A 20,008-nucleotide genomic window follows, 5' to 3' on the forward strand; every position below is an offset into this window, starting at 1 on the left:
AGTAGGCTTCACCAAAGTAGGCTTCAGCGGGTGACGGATGGCCATCCGCCGCCCTCTCTCCCGGGCTTGCGGCCGGCTCCGGGCAATGCCAAATGGGCGGCATGTCACAGGATCACATTTCGAACGTCCTCGCCCAACGCTATGCCTCGCCCGCGATGCGCGCCATCTGGAGTGGCGAGGGCAAGGTCCGCCTCGAACGCGACTACTGGATCGCCGTGCTGAAGGGCCAGCGCGATCTCGGTATCCCCGTGCCCGATGGCGTGATCGAGGCTTATGAGCGCGTGAAGGACCAGGTCGACCTCGCCTCCATCATGCGGCGCGAGCGCATCACCCGCCACGACGTCAAAGCTCGAATCGAGGAGTTCTGCGATCTCGCCGGTCACGAGCACCTGCACAAGGGCATGACCAGCCGCGACCTTACCGAGAACGTCGAGCAGCTGCAGGTCTATCGCGGGCTCCAGCTGATCGAGACCAAGAGCATCGCCGCGCTCATTCGCTTTGCGAAGCACGCCAGGCAATTCCGCGACATGCCGTTCACGGCGCGCACGCACAATGTCGCCGCGCAAGTGACGACGCTCGGCAAGCGCATCGCCATGTTCGGCGAGGAGATGCTGGTGTCGCATCAGAGCCTGGTCAGCGTGCTCGACAGCTATCCCGCGCGCGGCCTGAAGGGCGCGGTCGGCACGCGGCTCGACCAGATCACTCTGTTCAATGGCGATGCCGGCAAGGCCCGCGCGCTCGAGCAGCAAATTCTCAAGCACCTCGGCCTGCCCAGGAGCTTCGATGCCGTCGGCCAGGTCTATCCGCGCAGCCTCGACTTCCGCGCGGTCAGCGTGCTGACCGAGCTCGCCAGCGGTCCCGGCAATTTCGCCAAGACGCTGCGCCTGATGGCCGGCCATGAACTTGCCAGCGAAGGTTTTGCCAAGGGCCAGGTCGGCTCGTCCGCGATGCCGCACAAGATGAACAGCCGCTCCTGCGAGCGCATCAACGGCCTGCATGTCGTCTTGAAGGGTTATCTCGCAATGGCCGCGGGCCTTGCCGGCGATCAGTGGAACGAAGGCGACGTCTCCTGCTCCGTCGTTCGCCGCGTCATGCTGCCCGATGCCTTCCTCGCCATGGACGGCCTGCTCGAGACCCTGCTCTCGGTGCTCGACCAGATGGAAATCTTCGACGCCGTCGTCGCGACCGAGCTGAATCGGTACCTGCCCTTCCTGCTCACCACCACGGTGATGATGGAAGCGGTGAAGAAGGGCGCGGGCCGCGAAGGCGCCCATGAGGCGATCAAGGAGCATGCGGTCGCTGCCATCAGAGACCTGCGCACCGGCAAGATCGTGCAGAACGATTTGCTCAAGCGTCTCGCCGCTGACCAGCGTCTCGGCCTCAGCGAAGCCGAGCTGAGCCAGGTGCTCGAGCACGGCCGCGCCAATTCCGGCGACGCCGGCGCCCAGGTCGATTACTTCGCCGAGCAGGTCGATGCGCTGGCGAAGGCGAAGCCCGAAGCGGCGAAGTACACGCCGGGCGCAATTCTCTAGCTAGCCAACAGCGATGCTCTCTCTGTTCCCTCCCCCCTTGCGGGGGAGGGTCAGGGAGGGGGGTGCCACACCGGAATTCTTTCCGCTGCGCGCCCGCGATGCGTCGTTAGTAACAGGCAGTCTTTGCTGGGCTACCCCTCTCCCTAGCCCTCCCCCATAAGGAGGGAGGGAACGCACCTTTTCTGGGGCGCCAGGCGAATGTCACTCCGTCCGGCCTCATTCTTCCTTAAACCCATACTCCGGCACGTTGCCGCTGGCGCCGTAATATTTGTACGGCAGGAATTTGCCTGACATGGTGATCTTGACGCGGTCTCCCTTCGGGTTGGCGACGCGCTCTATTCCCATGTCGAAATCGATCGCCGACATGATGCCGTCGCCGAATTCCTCCTCGATCAGCGCCTTCCAGGCCGGACCGTTCACCATCACCATCTCGTAGAAGCGGTAGATCAAGGGATCGGTCGGCGGCATCGGCGTGCCGGTGCCGCGCATTGGCACCTCGTTGAGCATTGCGGTCTCGGCCTTGGTCAGACCGAACAGCTCGGCCGCGTTGGCGGCTTGCGGCTTGGTCAGCTTCATCTGGCCCATGATCGCGCCGACGATCAGCACCTCGGAATAGCCGCCGATTTTTTCGCAGATGTGTTTCCAGCTCCAGCCCTTCTCGCGCTTGATGTCGAGCAGCTTCTCGGTGAGGTCTTCGCGTTTCATGTCGGTCTCCTTTGGCGAGGCATGGGCCTGCCGCTTTCGGAGGCACGAAACGTGCCAATAAATGAGGCTTATGGCTTCAGAGTTTTGATAAACCGCCCGATCGCCGCCAGCACCGGCTGCTGATCACCGGCAAAGAACCAGTGATCTTGGCCCTCGACCTCGACGAATTGCGCACCGGGAATCCGGCTTGCCACGTCGCGGCCGGCGGCGATGCGCACAGCCTTGTCGCGTTGCCGGTGCATGACCAATGTCGGCACCGCGATTTGCGGCAGCAGGTGCCGCACATCGGCATCGCGAAACGCGTCCAGCACGGCCGAGATGCCGCCCGGGCTGGACGCCGCGCGCAATAGCCCTGCCCACCAGGCGCGCGCCTGCGGATCGTCGGCAAGGCTCGGCGCGAAAGCCTCGATCCCGGCCGGGCCGCCCCATTGCGCAACAAGGTGCTGGCGCCAGGCATCATACTGGCTGGCGCGCAGCGCGTGCGGATAGTCCTCCGCCCAACAGCCCTTTGCGAGTGCGCCGAACAGGATGAGCCCGGCGACGCGGCTGTCATCATCGACCGCAAATTTGACGCAGGCCGGGCCGCATTCGGATGCGCCGAACAGCACGACGCGGCGCGACTCCGCTGCCCGCAGCACCGTGCCGATATCCTCCGCAGTGACATCGATATTCGGGGCTGAGCCGACCCGGTCGGACAACCCGATGCCGCGGCGATCGAACACGATCAGGCGGCCGAGCTTCATCAGTGACGCCAGAAATGACCGGCTCGCAGGATGCTCCCAGGCTCGCTCCACATGCGAGACGAAGCCCGGCATCACCAGGATATCCAGCGGGCCGCTGCCATGGGTCTGATACGCCAGATGCACGCCTGAGCCCTTGACGTAGCGTGTCGTCGGTACAGCCTGGGGCGCCGAAGCGGGACTCATCAGCGCCTCGGTCTCGGCTTCCGGCGCGACACCGAGCTCGTCGCGCAGCCGCTGCGTCAGCGCGGCGTGATGCCGTTCGGCCGCACCGCGATCGCCCGATAGCAGCAGGCTGCGGATCAGATGCCGGCCATAGACTTCACTGAGCGGATCGAGCTCGACCAGCCGGCCCGCATGCGCGCTTGCGGCAGAATGATCGCCGGCGGCGTTCTTGTCCTGCACCAGCCGTTCCAGCGCGTGCACGAGCCGTCCCCGCAGCGCCTCGCGGCGAAAGAAGGCCCAATCGTCGAAATCAGGCGTGTCCTCCGGAGAGAAGCCGGCGAGGAAGTCGCCGCGATAGATCTGGCAGGCCTCTTCAAACGCGCCGCGGTCGCAGGCGCTCTCGAACAGATGCGTATCGACCTCCAGTGCGACGGCCGCAGACCAGCGCACGCTGGTGCGGTCGGTCTCGAAAACCGGCTCGCCGAGCGCGAGCTCGATGCGATGAAGCAGGCGCCGCAAACGCGCGAGCCCGGTCTCGCGGTCAGCCTCGGGCCACAACTGCGTTGCCATCACATCCCGTGCGATCGCCCCCCTGGCCTCAGCGAGATAGACCAGCAGCGCAAGCCCTTTGCGCAAGGCCAGCTTGATCGGACGGTCGTCGGCGTGGACCTCGGGGAACCCGAACGTCCCGAGCGAGAAAGTCGTCATGGAATGCTTGCTCCGCTCGGGGGACGCACAGGGGACGGTCGAGCGGTAGTCATCGGCCCGGATCGAGTCCCCTCGCCTGCGAGCGATTCAGGCTCCGGCATGCGGCACCGCCATATCAGTCACATTGGAAAAAAACATGGTTTTGCGCCTTCTGATCCTGCTCTACGCCCTCGTGAGCTACGCCATTTTCACGGTCTCGTTTCTCTATGCGCCCGGTTTCGTCGGCAATTATGTCGTGCCCAAGTCAATCGACAAGTCGATCGACATCAGCAACCTCTCGAATTTGAACGAAGCCATCGGCGTCAATCTGCTGCTGATGGGCCTGTTCGCCATCCAGCACAGCGTCATGGCGCGCCCGGCGTTCAAGCGATGGTCGGCCGAATTCCTTCCCGCAGCCTGCCAGCGCAGCACCTATGTACTGCTCTCCAGCCTGATCCTCCTGTTGCTGTTCTGTCAGTGGCGTCCGATTCCGACCGTGATCTGGCAGACGGACGGACCGGCGGCCTGGGTACTGATATCGGTGCATTGGCTCGGCTGGCTGATCGCGTTCGCCTCGACCCACATGATCGATCATTTCGACCTGTTCGGCCTGCGCCAGGCTTTCTCCGCGTGGCGCGGAGCCAGGATATCAGGTCAATCGTTCCGAACACCCCTGCTCTACAAGATCATACGGCATCCGATTATGCTCGGCTTCCTGCTCGCGTTCTGGGCCACGCCCGAGATGACTGCTGGCCATCTGCTGTTCGCACTCGCCAACACCGCCTACATCCTGATCGCGCTCCAGTTCGAGGAACGGGATCTCATCGCCGAGTTCGGTGAGACCTATCAGGACTATCGCCGGCGCGTGCCTATGCTGCTGCCGCGCCTGTTCGGGCGCCGCCAGACGGAAGGAGCACCGCAATGAGAGCCATGCTGTGCAATTCGTTCACCGGACCGCAGGATTTGCGGCTTGGTGAGATCGCCGAGCCTAAGCCGGCCGCCGACGAGATCCTCATCGACGTCCATGCAGCCTCGGTCAGCTTCATGGACCAGTTGCTGGTCTCGGGCCTCTATCAGATGCGCCCACCCCTGCCCTTCGTGCCGGGCACGGAGGCTTCTGGTGTCGTCGCCGCAATCGGCGATAACGTCACACAATTCGTTCCCGGTGATCGCGTGGCGTGCAGCAGCTGGACCGGCGGCTACGCCGAACGGATGATCGCCAAGGAATCCAAGGGTGTGCACCTGCCTGATGGCGTCCCGTTCGAAGCGGCCGCAACGGTGCTGCATGTCTACGGCACGGCCTATTATGCGCTGGTCGAGCGCGCGCAGGCGCAAGCCGGTGAGACCGTTTTCATCACCGGCGCGGCCGGCGGGGTCGGGCTCGCCGCTGTCGATCTCGGCCGGCATCTGGACTTGCGCGTCATCGCCGGTGTCGGCTCCGACGACAAGGCCGCCCTGGTGCGCCGCTACGGCGCCAGCGAGGTCATCAACTATCGCAGCGAGGATTTGCGCGACCGGATCAAGTCAATCACCTCAGGCCAAGGCATCGATATCGGCTTCGACAATGTCGGAGGTACGATCCTCGAGCAGATGGCACGGCTGATGAACTGGGGCGGTCGGCTGATGCCGATCGGCTTCACCAGCGGCGCCATTCCATCCATCCCGATGAACCTGCCGCTTCTGAAGAACTATGCCATCATCGGCGTCTTCGTCGGTGCCTGGGCGGAAAGATTTTCCGCCGAGGCCGCGCGCATGAACGACACGCTGATGCAATTGCTCGCTGACGGAAAGATTCGCCCGCACATCGACCGCGTCGTCCCTTTGGAGGACGCCGGCGAAGCCATGCGCGCCGTGGCCAACCGGACAGTTCAGGGAAGAATTGTGCTCAAGATCCGATAGAGTGCGCGTGCACCGGCAAGACGAGAAGGCAAGCTTTGACCCAGATCATCATCGACAAGCGCTATTGCGGTCCGCCGAACTCCGGCAACGGCGGCTATGTCTGCGGCCGGCTGGCTCAGCACATTCCACGCGGAGCCGAAGTGACGCTGCGCGCGCCGCCTCCCCTGGACACGCCGCTCGGTGCAATCGCGACCGACGACGGTACCTGGGAGCTTCGCGACGGCGCCAAACTCATCGCGACAGGACGCGCGACAAGCGTCGAGCTTGCGCGGCTGGAGACAGCCAGCTTCGAGGAGGCCTGCGCCGCCGAATTGCTGACGCTAGTCAAACCGCACGAGCACCCGCTGCCGACCTGCTTCGTCTGCGGACCCGCAAGAGCTCAGGGCGACGGCCTGCGCATTTTCGCCGGACCGCTCGGGCGTCATGCGCAGGCTCCCGTTCTCGCAGCGAGCTGGACGCCGGATCGGAACCTGGCTGCCGAGGATGGCCTGGTCGCTCCCGAATTTCTCTGGTCCGCGCTCGATTGCCCGACCGGCTTTGCCTGCAATTGCGATCCGCAGGGAAATGCGTTCGACCGCACACCGCTTCTGCTGGGACGCATGTCCGCACGGATCGAGGCCCGTCCGCGCCCCGGCGACCGCTGCGTCATCACCGCCTGGCCGACCGGCCGCGACGGCCGCAAGCGCACCGCCGAGGCCGCGCTGCATGATGAAATCGGCAGGTTGCTGGCTGTCGCCCGCACGACATGGATTGCCGTCGAACGCGAGGTCCAGCTGGGGCGATAAGCGACGATCTCGTAAGGTGGGCAAAGGCGCGCTGCGCCGCGCCCACCACTTCGGCGAACCTTCAACGAATTTACCTTCCGTCAAGCACGGCTCGCGATCAGGCGAGATCTGTAAAGACGGCCTTAGCATCCTCTCGTCATTGGTCATCCGCAAGAGAAGGGATGCTCTGGAATGCTGTCCGACGGCGGACGATACAGCTTGCCGCGCTGGCGCGCGATGCGATGGTTGACCGACGTCGGCCCCGACGTGCCGGCCGACATTCGCGCAGCCCTCATCGCCCAACTCTTCGGTGCGTTTCCGATCTTTGCGGGCGGCGCCATCAATTCCGTCGCGATCGCGGCCATCATCGCCTATCGTCTGCAGACGGGGCCGCTTGTCGCCTGGTTCGTGCTCGAACTCGCGATTTGCCTTACGCGCCTTGCGATCCTGGTCGCGGCGCATCGTGCGACCCGGCTGCACCGGCCCACCCCGACCGACCTTCATCTCCTGTTCTCGATGGCCTGGAGCCTGAGCCTCGGACTGGGCGCGGTGGCCAGCATCGCGAGCGGCGACTGGCTCGTCGCGATGCTTGCCTCGATGTCCACCGCAGCCATGATCGGCGGCATCTGTTTCCGCAATTTCGGCGCGCCGCGATTTGCCGGAGTCATGATGCTGATCTGCCTCGGCCCCATCGTCATTTACATCGCCTTTCTCAGCGAGCCGATGCTCTACATCATGATCTATCAGATCCCGATGTATCTCGCGGCGATGGCGGGCGCGGGCTTCCGGCTCAACAGGATGCTGATCACGACCATGCGGGCCGAGCGCGAAAACAACCGCCGTGCGCACCATGACGCACTCACAGGGCTGCTCAACCGCGCCGGATTGATCGATGCGCTGGAAACGAGGCTCGCGCAATCCCGTCGTGGGGGCCGCCCTATCGCCCTGTTCTTCGCAGATCTCGACGAGTTCAAGCCGATCAACGACACGTTCGGGCATGCTGCCGGCGACAAGGTGCTCGAGGGCGTCGCGGAGCGATTGCGCAGCGTGGTGCCCGAAGGCGCGGCCATCGCGCGGATGGGCGGTGACGAATTCGTCGCCTTGGTGGATGGCGTCACGGCCGAGCAGGCGCTGGCCATGGGACAACGCTTCGTCGGAGAGATCGCGGCGCCCTATCAGGTCGATGGCGAGACCCGCGTCGTGATCGGTGCCAGCGTTGGCATCGCGCTGTCACCTGACCATGGGTCCCGAGTGGACGAGTTGCTTGCGGTCGCAGATGCGGCACTCTACGAGGCCAAATCGAGCGGCAAGTCCCGTTGCTGCCTGGCTGCGATTGATGTGAACCTGGCTGCGCTGCGCCGGCTTCAGCGCGGCAGCATGTGCGCCACGCCTGGGAGCAGCGTAGCAGCCTGAGGGCGATCGTTCCTCGCTAGACCTGGCGTGCCGGGCTATCGGAACGCGCGATCCAGATACGAATCCAGTCTTGCTTGCGACACGGCATCGAGCGCGCTCTGTTCCGTTGGAGAGCGAACGCCTCCCCTCTGCAAAGCCGATCTCCCCAGCCCCCCGGGGACAACAGCCGCAACTGCTCGCCCGGAGGTTCCTTTTGGCGTATCCAGAGACAGACCGATAATCAGTGCGTGTTTGTCGAGGCGCGATCCGCCAGCTGTGATACTTGCCGGACTGAGGAGACCCCATCCGTTCCCGGCGGGCGCGACAATGACATGAGGGGATACCGACCCGGACAGGGTCGTTGTGAACGTCAGCTGATCGGCGAACACCGTTGAATTGGACTTGTCGATTGAGAGATTTCTGATCTCGTTCAGGTCAAAGAACGTCGAGATCAGCTCATCAATTCCGATCTTGCCCGCAATCGGATAGGCATAGTTCGGAGATCTGTAGTCCGAGCCGCAACCGCGTCGACCGTCTTCCATCGGATAACCGATATCCCAGTTTTCCAGCAAATCCTTAGCCGTCTCGCTGACGATGAAGTGTCGGATATTCTGGCGTTTGAAGTCCCCGCCCGCCGACAAACCGATGCCGGCCGATCCATTCGTCATGAATTTGACAGGGTCGGCGACGCCGGACGCGCCGTTGTCCTCCGTGATATCGAATGAAAAATCGTAGGCGATGCCAGTCTGGATATATTTGTCGTAGATGGCACGCTCGTGAGCGTTCATTCGCGTCCTCATTCGCGGATCCCAAGGCATCCCGCGCAGTCGCGTAAGGTACTCGATGATAGCAGGGTTGGGAGGATCTTCCTTATTCAGAAGCTCGATCGCCTTGTCCTGAATGGCAAGCCGCGTTTCGCAACGAATGTACTGCACGAGGATCGGTGTCGGAACGCCCGTGGCCTCTTGCTGAACCGGATGGATTGAACATCCGGCAAGTGCAACGGCGACAAGCAACGCGAGATATCGCGCTGCCCTCCCGGGCAAAACGCTTTTGCTGCCGCCTAGAATACGACCCCGAATTCCCTCCAAGGCTGGATGCATGCTGTCCCCCCAACAAATTGGGCAGGGCAACACACGCGCAAGCAAAGGGGTCTCATGCCCCGGTCAGAAAATTCAAAAAAATGCGACCCCAAAAGACAGCGCGCGAGCTGCCTCAACTCAAGATAAGTATGCGGGGGATGCTATACCTTGAGTAAGCCGAGTCAAAAGGAAAATTGACGGCTGCCCGTTGATCCATCCGAACTGATGCGGACCGATCACTCAACGCAGCCGCAAGGCGACCCCACCCCACACCGGAGCGATCAGCGCCCCGCTCGCAGCGAGCCAATTTCAACGTCAGCAGCTTGCTTCTCGATAAATGTCTTCGGGCAGTCGGCAGCGGCTTGGTCGAACCGCCTCAACGCCTCTTCCTTCGTGCCGCTTTGCAGCGCGCGCTCCGCAATATAGAAATTCGCCTCGCAGACCTGCGCCTTCTTCTTCGCCGGGTTGGAATCATCCGCCGCGCCGAGCACTTGCTCCGGCGCCATCGTGCCGAGAAAGAGATTGACGATAGGCGCGGGCCATTTCGTCGCGTCCAACTGCCTTGCTGCCTCGCTCAGCTGGCTCGGTTGGCCACTGCGCCTTGCAACAATTTCGCGCCATACGACCGGATAGACATCCTTTGGATTGAGCTGGATCGACTGATCGAGATCGGCCAACGATTTTTCGAGTGAGCCAATCTGCCAATAGAACCTTGCACGATGAAAGTAGGCGCGCGCATTCTTCGCATCGAGTTGCAGGAGTTGATCGTAGTCCGCTATCGCGCGTTCGAAATCCCCCTTGGTTCTGTACGCGTTGCCACGATCCGATATGGCCTCCTTATCCTTGGGATTAAGGCGGATCGCGTTATCAAAGTCTGCGATCGCCCGGTCAAGGTCCCCTTTCGCGACGTAGGCCACTCCCCGAGCGCGGAGCAAAGGACCATCTCCCAAAGCGAGTACAATTGATTCACCAGCAACGAACGCGGAAATGGGCTCAGCGTCCTGACCTTGAGCCTGAGTTTGCCGATCACCGGGGTTTGGTTGGTCCTGATGGGCCAGCAGGATCGCCTGATTGAAATCGGCAATGGCGCGATCGTAGTCGCCTTTTCGAGCATAGGCGACCCCGCGGCAGCCGTAGACAGATCGGCTTCTCGGGTTCAGCTCGATGATCCGGTCATAGTCGGCGATAGCGCGGTCGAATTCGCCCAGCTGAGAAAAGGATTCGGCTCGGAAGTAGTAGAAATATTCGTGTCTTGGCTTGATCGACATTGTTTGATCGAGCTCGGCCAATGCGCGCTCTCGGTTACCCTTGGCGAAGTAAACCCGGCCACGGCACAATTGGCCGCCGCCGGTTTGCGGGCTGATCTCGACCGCCCGATCACAGTCGACCATGGCCCGATCCACGTCGCCGGTGCGGATGTATGCGAGGCCTCGATCGACATGCACTATGACATTGTCAGGATGGACCAGAAGGGCTTGATCATAATCAGCGATGGCGTGGATAAAGTCGCGCCTCGTCCCGTGGATTCGGGCGCGTCCTAGATATGCATATGTATTCTTGGGATCGAGCTCGATCACCTTGGCGTAGTCAGACAGCGCGGCATCGGGCTCTTGCTTTTGGAGATGCGCAGACGCCCTCGCAAGTCGAGCGCTCAGATTGTCTGGATAGCGCTCGATGATCTGGTCATAGTCTGCGATCGCACCGTCGATGTCGCCCTTTTGGCGGTAGAACATGGCGCGGCGGATATGCGCCATGACCGTACCTTGCAGCATAGGCGCCGCCTCGATCAGAGCGGTGCAGCCTGCGATCCGGTCATCGACACTGAAATTTCCGACCGCGTTGCACTTGGCGGACAAGGACATTTCGGCGCGGCCGCTTGATATTTCGAGCAGGGTCGCCAGCACCAACGCACTCACGCATGCTGCCACGCAAATCAGGGCGCGGCCTGTCATTCCCAACATGCAGTCCCCAGTTCAATTCCCAGGAACTGTCATAGCAACCCATCGAGCGTCTGCACAGCCCTTGGTTGCGGCCCTCGTAAGCGCGACGGCCTATCCTACGCGCGCTGCTCCATCATCCCCTGCAGCCGCACCAGTTCCACCTCGAGATCCCGCTCCACATCCGCCGCGCGGATCTCCAGCACGCGATAGTCCCGCGCCTCGAGCCAAGCCCGCCTTGACGCGCGATCGGCGGCAATCGTCTCGCCCTCGCCCGGGTTCACCAGCTCGATCGCGATCCGATGCGGGAAGGAGACGAAGTCCGGGATGTGGCGGCCGACCGGGGTCTGGCGCTTGAACTGACCTGCGAACCGGCGGTCGCGCGTCAGTGCCTGCCAGAGCAGGCGCTCGGCATCGGTCGGATTGCGGCGGAGCAGGCGGGCAAGGCCGCGCACGGTCGAGCCGCTGTCGGACACGCCGCCGCCCTGCCCGTGCTCGGCCAAGAGCGCGCGCAGGCGCGTCGCCTGCTCGCCGTCGAGCACGCCGCCCTTGGCCGGGCCCTTGCGCCCCTCCGCAATCGCCATGACGACCCCATGCAGCGTGTGCATGTCCTGCTTGGTCGGCTCCATCCGGCTGAAGATGTTGCGCAGGTTCACCAGCATGGTGTCGCGTTTCTCGGCCGGGCGCAGGAATTCGACGCGGTCGAGCTCGCGGATGAGATTGTCGAAGAAGGCCTGCATCTGGTGCTGCGAGGCGCGCTCGGACCGCTCCGGCATGGCGTGCGGGAGCTCGCCGGAGGTGGCCCGCTTGAACCATTCATAGCCGACCAGCAGCACGGCCTGGGCAAGGTTCAGCGAGGCAAAGCCCGGATTGACCGGGAAGGTGATGATGCGGTTGGAGAGCCCGACCTCCTCATTGGTCAGCCCCCAGCGCTCCCGGCCGAACAGAATGCCGGCTTTGCCGCCGGCCGCAACGTGCCCGGAAATCTCCGCCGCAGCCGCCTCCGGCCCGACCACCGGTTTGGCCTGGTCGTGGGGACGGGCCGTGGTGGCGAACAGCAGGTCGAGGTCAGCGACGGCCTCACCGACCGTGTCGAACAATTCGACCTTTTCCAGAATGTGGTCGGCGCCGGCGGCGGCGCGCTGGGCGGCGATATTCGGCCAGCCGTCGCGGGGGTTGACGATGCGCAAGGCACTGAGGGCAAAGTTGCCCATGGCGCGCGCGGCCATGCCGATGTTTTCCCCGAGCTGCGGCTCGACCAGGATCACGATGGGACCGTCGAGGGCGAGGCCCGCCTTGCTCTTGTCAGTCCCCGACATCTCGTTTCGCTTTCATACTGTCTCTCCAAGGCCTTGGAGAGGCGCTCTTAGGAATTGATTCAAAGCCGGCCGCCGGCCGGCCCGCATGTCTGCCTGTCGTTTGCCTGTCCTGACAGAATTCTCAAGGGAAATAACGACTTGGAATCGGCTTTTGAATCTCGCCTGAAACTTCACCCCGGCCCGGCCGCGGCGGCAGGCTCCGTCCCCCATCTGTGGAAGCTGGATGAGCTAAAAGTGCATAATCCCTCGGCTTTCGCCCGCTGCTATCAGGTGCTAAGAGGCGACGGATATTCCCGTGGCGCGCCAAGAGCGCCGTTCCGAAGAGGCTTCCCCGATCATGGCAAAAATCAAGGTATCCAATCCCGTCGTCGAGCTCGATGGCGACGAGATGACCCGGATCATCTGGCAGTACATCAAGGACAAGCTGATCACCCCGTTCCTTGACGTCGAGCTGCTCTACTTCGACCTGGGCATGGAGTACCGCGACGAAACCAACGATCAGGTGACCATCGACGCCGCCGAGGCGATCAAGAAGGTCGGCGTCGGCGTCAAGTGCGCCACCATCACCCCGGACGAGGCCCGGGTGAAGGAGTTCAACCTCAAGCAGATGTGGAAGTCGCCGAACGGCACCATCCGCAACATCCTCGGCGGCGTGATCTTCCGCGAGCCGATCATCTGCAAGAACGTACCGCGCCTGGTTCCCGGCTGGACCAAGCCAATCATCATCGGCCGCCACGCCTATGGCGACCAGTACCGCGCCACCGACATCAAGTTCCCGGGCAAGGGCACCCTGTCGATGAAGTTCGTCGGCGAGGACGGCACCGTGATCGAGAAGGAAGTGTTCAAGGCTCCGGGCGCCGGCGTCGCCATGGAGATGTACAATCTCGACGACAGCATCATCGACTTCGCCCGCGCCTCGCTCAACTACGGCCTGCTGCGCAACTACCCGGTCTATCTCTCGACCAAGAACACGATTCTCAAGGTCTATGACGGCCGCTTCAAGGACATCTTCCAGGACATCTACGACCGCGAGTTCAAGAAAGAATTCGAGGCCAAGGGCCTGACCTACGAGCACCGCCTGATCGACGACATGGTGGCCTCGGCGCTGAAATGGTCCGGCGGCTATGTCTGGGCCTGCAAGAACTACGACGGCGACGTGCAGTCCGACACGGTCGCGCAGGGCTACGGCTCGCTCGGCCTGATGACCTCGGTGCTGCTCACCCCGGACGGCAAGACTGTCGAAGCCGAAGCCGCCCACGGCACCGTGACCCGCCATTACCGCGAGCACCAGAAGGGCAAGGAGACCTCGACCAACTCGATCGCGTCGATCTTCGCCTGGACCCGTGGCCTCGCCCACCGCGCCAAGCTCGACAACAATGCCGAGCTCGCCAAGTTCGCGAACACGCTGGAGAAGGTCTGCGTCGACACCGTCGAGGAAGGCTACATGACCAAGGACCTCGCGCTCCTGGTCGGCGCCGACCAGCGCTGGCTCTCGACCACCGGCTTCCTCGACAAGGTCGCTGACAACCTGGTGAAGGCGCTGGCGGCGTAATTCGCCCGCGCATTATTTTCGCCCGATCGGGGTTAAACATCATGATGGGCCGCGCTCAGGTGCGGCCCATTCGTTTTATGAGAGCCCTTCGCGGAGACCCACCATGTTCGTCAAGTTCGCTGCCCCCTGCCTGTTGTCACTTGCAGCCATGATTGGACCTGCAGCGGCTGCGGAGCTTCCGGACGCCATCGCCGCATCAGGCGAGAGCGTCGTGCTCAGCGTCCACGCCGAGGGCGCGCAGGTCTATGAATGCAAGGCTGGCGCCGACGGCAAGCTCACCTGGGCTTTCCTCGAGCCGATTGCGACGCTGCTCTCCGAGGGCAAGACCATCGGCCGCCACTATGCGGGGCCGAACTGGGAGCACGCCGACGGCAGCGCGGTGGTCGGCAAGGCCATCGGCAACGCGCCGGGCGCCACGTCTGCCGATATCCCCTGGCTGAAGCTGGAGGTCGCCTCCCGCCGCGGCAGCGGCGTGCTGACGCCTGTGACCACCGTCCAGCGCATCAACACCCATGGCGGCAAGCTCGACGGCGCCTGCGACAAGGCCGGCGACTTCAAGAGCGCGCCCTACTCGGCCGACTACATTTTCCTCCGGAAAGGCTGACGCTCAGCGGTCGGTGCCCTCAGGCTCCGCCTGCGCAAGCTCTGCCGCCGCGAGATCGCCGGTGTCGGCGAGCCGCGCCTTGGCGGTGGTATGGACGTGCTCGGCGAGCGTCGGCATGCGCGCGATCAGGGCGTGAAAATCCTGGACGTCGAGAACGAGCAGCCGGGTCTTGCGCATCGCCGTCACCGTGCCGCTGCGCTTCGTCTTATGTAGCAGCGCGATCTCGCCGAAGAAGGTGCCGTCGCCGAGCCGCACATGCTGGCTCGGCAGCATGATCTCGACCTCGCCCGCGGTGATGAAATACATCGATGACGCCGCATCGCCTCGCCGTACCAGCACTTCGCCCTGCTCGATGGTGCGCGCCCGCAGGAGCCGCATGATGTCGGCGATCTCACCTGCCGACAGATGCGCGAACAGCGGCACGCGGGCCAGCATGCCCCAGGTCACGACGAAGTCGCGCCGCTTCACTTCTTCCGCGAACGCCGAGGAGATGATCGCGACCGGCAGCGCGATCATGGCGAAGCCGCTGATGATGGCAAACACCGAAATGAATTTTCCAAGCGGCGTCACCGGCACGACGTCGCCATAGCCGACGGTGCCGAGCGTCACGATCGCCCACCACATCGCATCCGGAATGGTGCCGAGCTTGTCCGGCTGCACGTCGCGCTCGATCGCGTAGAGCAGCGAGGCGAAGGTCAGCACCGCGCCGGTGAGGATGACGAGGCAGCCGATCAGCGCGCGCCGCTCGGCATGGACGGCGGCCAGCAGCGAGCGCATCGCCGGCGAATATCGTATCAGCTTGAAGAACGGCAGCACGCCGAGCGCGGCGAGCGTCGCATGCCGCCCCGTGACCAGCACGATCGCCGCCGGCAGGAACGCCATCAGGTCGATGATGCCGAGCGCCGAGAAGACGTAGCCGAGCCGGTCTGACAGCGCCGAGCCCTTGCGCGGCGTGTGGCCCGCCACCGTCCAGAGCCGCGCGGCATATTCCAGCGCGAACACGATGACGGCCAGGATCTTGATCGCCGAGAACAACGTGCCGAACTGCGCGTCCAGCTCCGGCACCGAGGCGAGCGTCATCGCGACCACGTCGAGCACGATGACGCTGACGACCAGCTGGATGAACCGCGACCCGATCGAGTAGGCCAGCGGATCGTGCTCCAGCAATTCGTAGAGCCGATCCCTCAGATTGGGATCGGATGAGCCACGTCCTTGCGGAACGGGGCGCATGGCGACTTACGCGCCCGCCGCTTTTTGTTCGAGGATGGCTTGTTCGATCGCCGCCAGCGCTTCGGACGCCTTGGCGCCGTCGGGGCCGCCGGCCTGCGCCATGTCGGGCCGGCCGCCGCCGCCCTTGCCGCCGAGGGCTTCGGAGGCGACGCGCACCAAATTCACCGCATTGAAGCGCGCGGTGAGATCGGCGGTGACGCCGACCACGACACCGGCCTTGCCGTCCTCGGTGACGCCGATGATGGCGACGACGCCGGAGCCGATCTGCTTCTTGGCCTCGTCGGCGAGGCTCTTGAGATCCTTCATCTCGATGCCTTCGACCGCGCGCGCCATCAGCTTGACGCCGCCGACCTCGCGCACGCCGCTCGCTGAGCCATCGCCGGCAGCAGAGCCGCCGCCCATCGCGAGCTTCTTGCGGGCGTCGGAGAGCTCGCGCTCGAGCTTCTTGCGCTCCTCCATCAGCGCGGTGATGCGCGCCGGGACGTCGTCGATGGAGGTGCGCAATTCGGCGGCCGCAGTCTTCGCCAGCGCCATGGTCTCGTTGGCATGCCGGCGCGCGTAGTTGCCGGTGAGCGCCTCGATGCGGCGCACGCCGGAAGCGACCGCGCTCTCGCCGGTCAGCGTGATCAGGCCGATATCGCCGGTGCGCCGCACATGCGTGCCGCCGCAGAGCTCGACCGACCAGCCGAGCGCGTTGGCGCCGCGCTCGCGCGCGGTCTTGCCCATCGAGACGACGCGAACCTCGTCGCCATATTTCTCGCCGAACAGCGCGCGCGCACCGGCCTCACGGGCCTCGTCAACGCCCATCACGCGGGTGGTGACCTCGTCGTTTTCCAGCACCACGTCGTTGGCGATGTCCTCGACGCGGGCGAGCTCCTCCGCCGTGATCGGCTTCGGATGCACGAAGTCGAAGCGCAGCCGGTCCGGCGCCACCATCGAGCCGCGCTGGGCGATGTGATCGCCGAGCACCTGGCGCAACGCCTCGTGAATGAGATGCGTCGCCGAGTGATGCGCGCGGATCGACGAGCGCCTGGAATGATCGACCTCGAGCTGCAGCGCGGTGCCGACCTTCAATTCGCCGCTCTCGACGGTGCCGACATGCACGAAGAAATCGCCGAGCTTCTTCTGCGTATCGGTGACACGGAATTTTATCCCGCCCTCGCCCGTCAACACGCCGGTGTCGCCGACCTGGCCGCCTGACTCCGCGTAGAACGGCGTCTGGTTCAGCAGGATCGCGCCGGTGTCGCCGGCCTTGAGGTGAGCTACTTCCGCGCCGTCCTTCACCAGCGCGGAGACCACGCCTTCCGCGCTCTCGGTCTCGTAGCCCAAAAATTCCGTCGCCCCGAGCTTCTCGCGCAGCGGGAACCAGATCGCCTCAGAGGCCGCCTCGCCAGATCCCTTCCAGGACTCGCGCGCCTTGGCCTTCTGCCGCTCCATCGCGTCGGTGAACGAGGCCTGGTCGACGCCGATGCCGCGCGACTTCAGCGCGTCCTGCGTCAGGTCCAGCGGGAAACCGTAAGTGTCGTACAGCGTGAAGGCGACGTCGCCGTCGAACATGTCGCCCTTCTTCAAGGACGCCGACTTCTCGTCGAGAATGGCGAGGCCACGCACCAGAGTCTTGCGGAAGCGGGTCTCTTCCAGCCGCAGCGTTTCCTCGATCAGGTTTTCCGCGCGCATCAAATCAGGATAGGCTTGGCCCATCTCGCGGACCAGCGCCCAGACCAGGCGATGCATCAGCGGCTCTTTCGCGCCCAAGAGCTGCGCATGGCGCATCGCGCGGCGCATGATCCGGCGCAGCACATAGCCGCGGCCCTCGTTCGAGGGCAGCACGCCGTCGGCGACCAGGAAGGCGGACGAACGCAAATGGTCGGCGATGACGCGGAACGAGGCGACGGTCTGCTCGGTCGGCCCGTGGCCTAGCGCGGACGACGTCGCGTCGATCAGGTGACGGAACAGGTCGGTCTCGAACACGCTGTCGACGCCCTGCATGATGCAGGCCATGCGCTCGAGGCCCATGCCGGTGTCGATCGAGGGACGCGGCAGATCCACGCGCTCCTCCTTCGTCACCTGCTCATATTGCATGAACACGAGATTCCAGAATTCGAGGAAGCGGTCGCCGTCCTCTTCCGGCGAGCCCGGAGGGCCGCCCCAGATGTGATCGCCGCGGTCGATGAAGATTTCCGAGCACGGGCCGCACGGACCGGTATCGCCCATCGCCCAGAAATTGTCCGATGTCGGGATGCGGATGATGCGGTCTTCGGAGAAGCCGGCGATCTTCTTCCAGAGCCCGGCCGCCTCGTCGTCGGTGTGGTAGACGGTGACGAGCAGCTTGTCCTTCTTCAGCCCGAAATCCTTGGTGATGAGCTTCCAGGCAAGCTCGATCGCGCGCTCCTTGAAATAGTCGCCGAACGAGAAGTTGCCGAGCATCTCGAAGAAGGTGAGATGGCGCGCGGTGTAGCCGACATTGTCGAGGTCGTTGTGCTTGCCGCCGGCGCGCACGCATTTCTGCGACGTGGTGGCGCGCTGATAGGTCCGCTTCTCGACGCCGGTGAAGACGTTCTTGAACTGCACCATGCCGGCATTGGTGAACATCAACGTCGGGTCGTTGCGCGGCACCAATGGAGAGGACGACACGATCTCGTGGCCGTTCTCGGCAAAGAAGTTCAGAAAGGTCGACCTGATCTCGTTGACGCCGCTCATGTTCATCCAATCGGGTGTGCTAGAGCATGATCCGGAAAAGTGTGAAGCGGTTTTCCGGAAAGATCATGCTCAAACAAAGAGCTAAAGCGCGATGACTTATCGCGCTTTAGGACCCGCTAATTTGCCAGCCAAACCGGTGATTTGGGCTGATATCTGCGGGCCAAAGCGCTTTTAGACAAGGCCAGTCTCGCTGTCCAGAAACTGTGCAAGAAGATCAAAGCGTTGCCGCAGCCGCGCAATCCCTTTGGAAAGCCGAAAAGGGCGCGTTGACAGGCTTGGCCGGCCTGTGGTCTTTACCCATCTGTATCGTACGGCCACGTCGGGAGAGACCGGCTTCATTGCCGGCGCCGAAGGAGCAACCGCCCCGGAAACTCTCAGGCAAAAGGACCGCGTGGCTTTGACGACATCTGGAAAGAGGCGCCGACGGGCTTAAGGCCCGGACTGCGTCCGCCGACGGGATAATACTCTCAGGCACAGCGACAGATGGGGCTTCGATGGGTTACTTCCGGGGAATCATCCCCGGGAACCGCCGAGGGCCCCTGTAATGTCCGTGCGTGACGATAAAGATTCCCTGAAACGTACCCCTCTCTACGACCTGCACGTGTCGCTTGGCGGCAAGATGGTGCCGTTCGCGGGCTACGACATGCCCGTGCAGTACCCTGCGGGCGTGCTGAAAGAGCATCTTCATACTCGCATCCAAGCCGGCCTGTTCGACGTCTCCCATATGGGCCAGCTCGCGCTCCGGCCGAAGTCGGGGAGGATCGAGGACGCCGCCCGCGCGCTGGAGCGGCTGGTGCCGCAGGATATCGTGGCGATCGCGCCGGGACGGCAGCGCTACGCCCAGTTCACCAATGAAGATGGCGGGATCCTCGATGATCTCATGGTCGCCAATTTCGGCGATCACCTGTTTCTCGTGGTCAATGCCGCCTGCAAGGCTGAGGACGAAGCGCATCTGCGCGCACATCTCTCCGACACCTGCGTCATCGATTCGCTCGCTGATCGCGCGCTGATCGCATTACAGGGCCCGAAGGCCGAGGCAGCACTGGCGAAATTATGTGCAGAAGCGCCGTCCATGAAGTTCATGGATGCCGGCCCGCACAGGGTTGCCGGCCTCGCCTGCTTCGTCTCGCGCTCGGGCTACACCGGCGAGGACGGTTTTGAAATCTCTGTTCCCGCTGCGGACACCGAGCGTCTTTCGAAGACGCTGCTCGAAAACCCCGACGTCATGCCGATCGGTCTTGGCGCCCGCGACAGTTTGCGGCTGGAAGCGGGCCTCTGTCTCTACGGCCACGACATCGACACCGGGACCACGCCGGTCGAGGCCGCGCTGGAATGGTCGGTGCAGAAGAGCCGCCGCACCGGCGGCGCCCGCGCCGGCGGTTTTCCCGGTGCCGAAAAAATTCTCGCTCACTTCGATCACGGCGCATCCCGCCGCCGCGTCGGCCTGCGCGCTGAAGGCCGCGCACCGGTGCGCGAGGGCGCGCTGCTGTTTGCGGACGCGACGGCTGGCGAGCCGATCGGAAAGGTCACCTCGGGCGGCTTCGGCCCGAGCCTGAATGCGCCTGTCGCGATGGGCTACGTGCCCACTGCCTTGAGCGCGCTCGACACAAAACTGTTTGCGGAAGTGCGCGGGCAACGCCTGCCCCTCACCGTCGCCGCCATGCCCTTCGTGAAGAACACCTACAAACGCTGAGGACTGA

At 63.8% G+C, this 20,008-nt stretch carries 15 protein-coding genes and 1 riboswitch; of the genes, 8 read left to right on the forward strand and 7 right to left on the reverse strand.

The genetic code is table 11. The annotated features are described in order from the left end of the window. The first annotated feature begins 101 nt into the window (after positions 1–101). Positions 102–1,532, forward strand: coding sequence for an adenylosuccinate lyase (purB, locus tag M2427_RS24125; protein WP_348521945.1), 1,431 nt, complete (start codon positions 102–104; stop codon positions 1,530–1,532). A gap of 216 nt (positions 1,533–1,748) precedes the next feature. On the opposite strand, the gene cynS is transcribed toward purB, so the two are convergent. Continuing rightward, positions 1,749–2,237, reverse strand: a complete 489-nt coding sequence (gene cynS, locus M2427_RS24130) for a cyanase (RefSeq protein WP_280709236.1) — start codon at positions 2,235–2,237, stop codon at positions 1,749–1,751. 68 nt (positions 2,238–2,305) lie between these two features. Continuing rightward, the gene (locus tag M2427_RS24135; RefSeq protein ID WP_280709237.1) at positions 2,306–3,850 is read right to left on the reverse strand and encodes an alpha/beta fold hydrolase; all 1,545 of its coding nucleotides are present in this window, start codon (positions 3,848–3,850) and stop codon (positions 2,306–2,308) included. Positions 3,851–3,986: 136 nt separating this feature from the next. Here M2427_RS24135 and mddA point away from each other — a divergent pair, with 136 nt between their 5' ends. From mddA to M2427_RS24155, 4 genes are all read left to right on the forward strand, one after another. After that, positions 3,987–4,754 (forward strand): methanethiol S-methyltransferase, encoded by a 768-nt coding sequence (mddA, locus tag M2427_RS24140; protein ID WP_280709238.1) that lies wholly within the window; start codon positions 3,987–3,989, stop codon positions 4,752–4,754. After that, positions 4,751–5,728 (forward strand): NADPH:quinone oxidoreductase family protein, encoded by a 978-nt coding sequence (locus M2427_RS24145; RefSeq protein ID WP_280709239.1) that lies wholly within the window; start codon positions 4,751–4,753, stop codon positions 5,726–5,728. The genes mddA and M2427_RS24145 overlap by 4 nt, the downstream gene beginning before the upstream one ends. 35 nt (positions 5,729–5,763) lie before the next feature. Next, a complete protein-coding gene (locus M2427_RS24150) occupies positions 5,764–6,513 on the forward strand; it encodes a hypothetical protein (protein WP_280709240.1) in 750 nt (249 codons plus the stop codon). A gap of 171 nt (positions 6,514–6,684) precedes the next feature. Next, a complete protein-coding gene (locus M2427_RS24155) occupies positions 6,685–7,905 on the forward strand; it encodes a GGDEF domain-containing protein (RefSeq protein ID WP_280709241.1) in 1,221 nt (406 codons plus the stop codon). 35 nt (positions 7,906–7,940) lie between these two features. Here M2427_RS24155 and M2427_RS24160 read toward each other — a convergent pair whose 3' ends face one another. From M2427_RS24160 to M2427_RS24170, 3 genes are all read right to left on the reverse strand, one after another. Beyond that, positions 7,941–8,900, reverse strand: coding sequence for a hypothetical protein (locus M2427_RS24160; protein WP_280709242.1), 960 nt, complete (start codon positions 8,898–8,900; stop codon positions 7,941–7,943). Positions 8,901–9,247: 347 nt separating this feature from the next. Next, on the reverse strand, positions 9,248–10,927 hold the full coding sequence (locus M2427_RS24165; protein ID WP_280709243.1) for a tetratricopeptide repeat protein: 1,680 nt from the start codon (positions 10,925–10,927) through the stop codon (positions 9,248–9,250). A 95-nt stretch (positions 10,928–11,022) separates the two neighbouring features. Further along, positions 11,023–12,222 (reverse strand): TrmJ/YjtD family RNA methyltransferase, encoded by a 1,200-nt coding sequence (locus M2427_RS24170; RefSeq protein WP_280709244.1) that lies wholly within the window; start codon positions 12,220–12,222, stop codon positions 11,023–11,025. Positions 12,223–12,559: 337 nt separating this feature from the next. On the opposite strand from M2427_RS24170, the gene M2427_RS24175 reads away from it, so the two are divergent. Continuing rightward, complete coding sequence (locus M2427_RS24175) at positions 12,560–13,774, forward strand: NADP-dependent isocitrate dehydrogenase (protein WP_280709245.1); 1,215 nt, start codon at positions 12,560–12,562, stop codon at positions 13,772–13,774. 103 nt (positions 13,775–13,877) lie between these two features. Beyond that, entirely contained in the window at positions 13,878–14,378 is a 501-nt protein-coding gene (locus M2427_RS24180; RefSeq protein ID WP_280709246.1) for a DUF3455 domain-containing protein, read from the forward strand. Positions 14,379–14,381: 3 nt separating this feature from the next. Here M2427_RS24180 and M2427_RS24185 read toward each other — a convergent pair whose 3' ends face one another. Further along, entirely contained in the window at positions 14,382–15,608 is a 1,227-nt protein-coding gene (locus tag M2427_RS24185) for a cyclic nucleotide-gated ion channel (RefSeq protein WP_280709247.1), read from the reverse strand. 6 nt (positions 15,609–15,614) lie between these two features. Next, on the reverse strand, positions 15,615–18,308 hold the full coding sequence (gene alaS / locus M2427_RS24190; protein WP_280709248.1) for an alanine--tRNA ligase: 2,694 nt from the start codon (positions 18,306–18,308) through the stop codon (positions 15,615–15,617). Between the two features lie 310 nt (positions 18,309–18,618). Further along, positions 18,619–18,707: riboswitch (glycine riboswitch) on the forward strand. Positions 18,708–18,852: 145 nt separating this feature from the next. Here alaS and gcvT point away from each other — a divergent pair. Beyond that, complete coding sequence (gene gcvT / locus M2427_RS24195) at positions 18,853–20,001, forward strand: glycine cleavage system aminomethyltransferase GcvT (RefSeq protein ID WP_280709249.1); 1,149 nt, start codon at positions 18,853–18,855, stop codon at positions 19,999–20,001. Positions 20,002–20,008: the final 7 nt, after the last annotated feature.

This window comes from Bradyrhizobium sp. BR13661 (assembly GCF_029892425.1).
GTDB lineage: Bacteria > Pseudomonadota > Alphaproteobacteria > Rhizobiales > Xanthobacteraceae > Bradyrhizobium.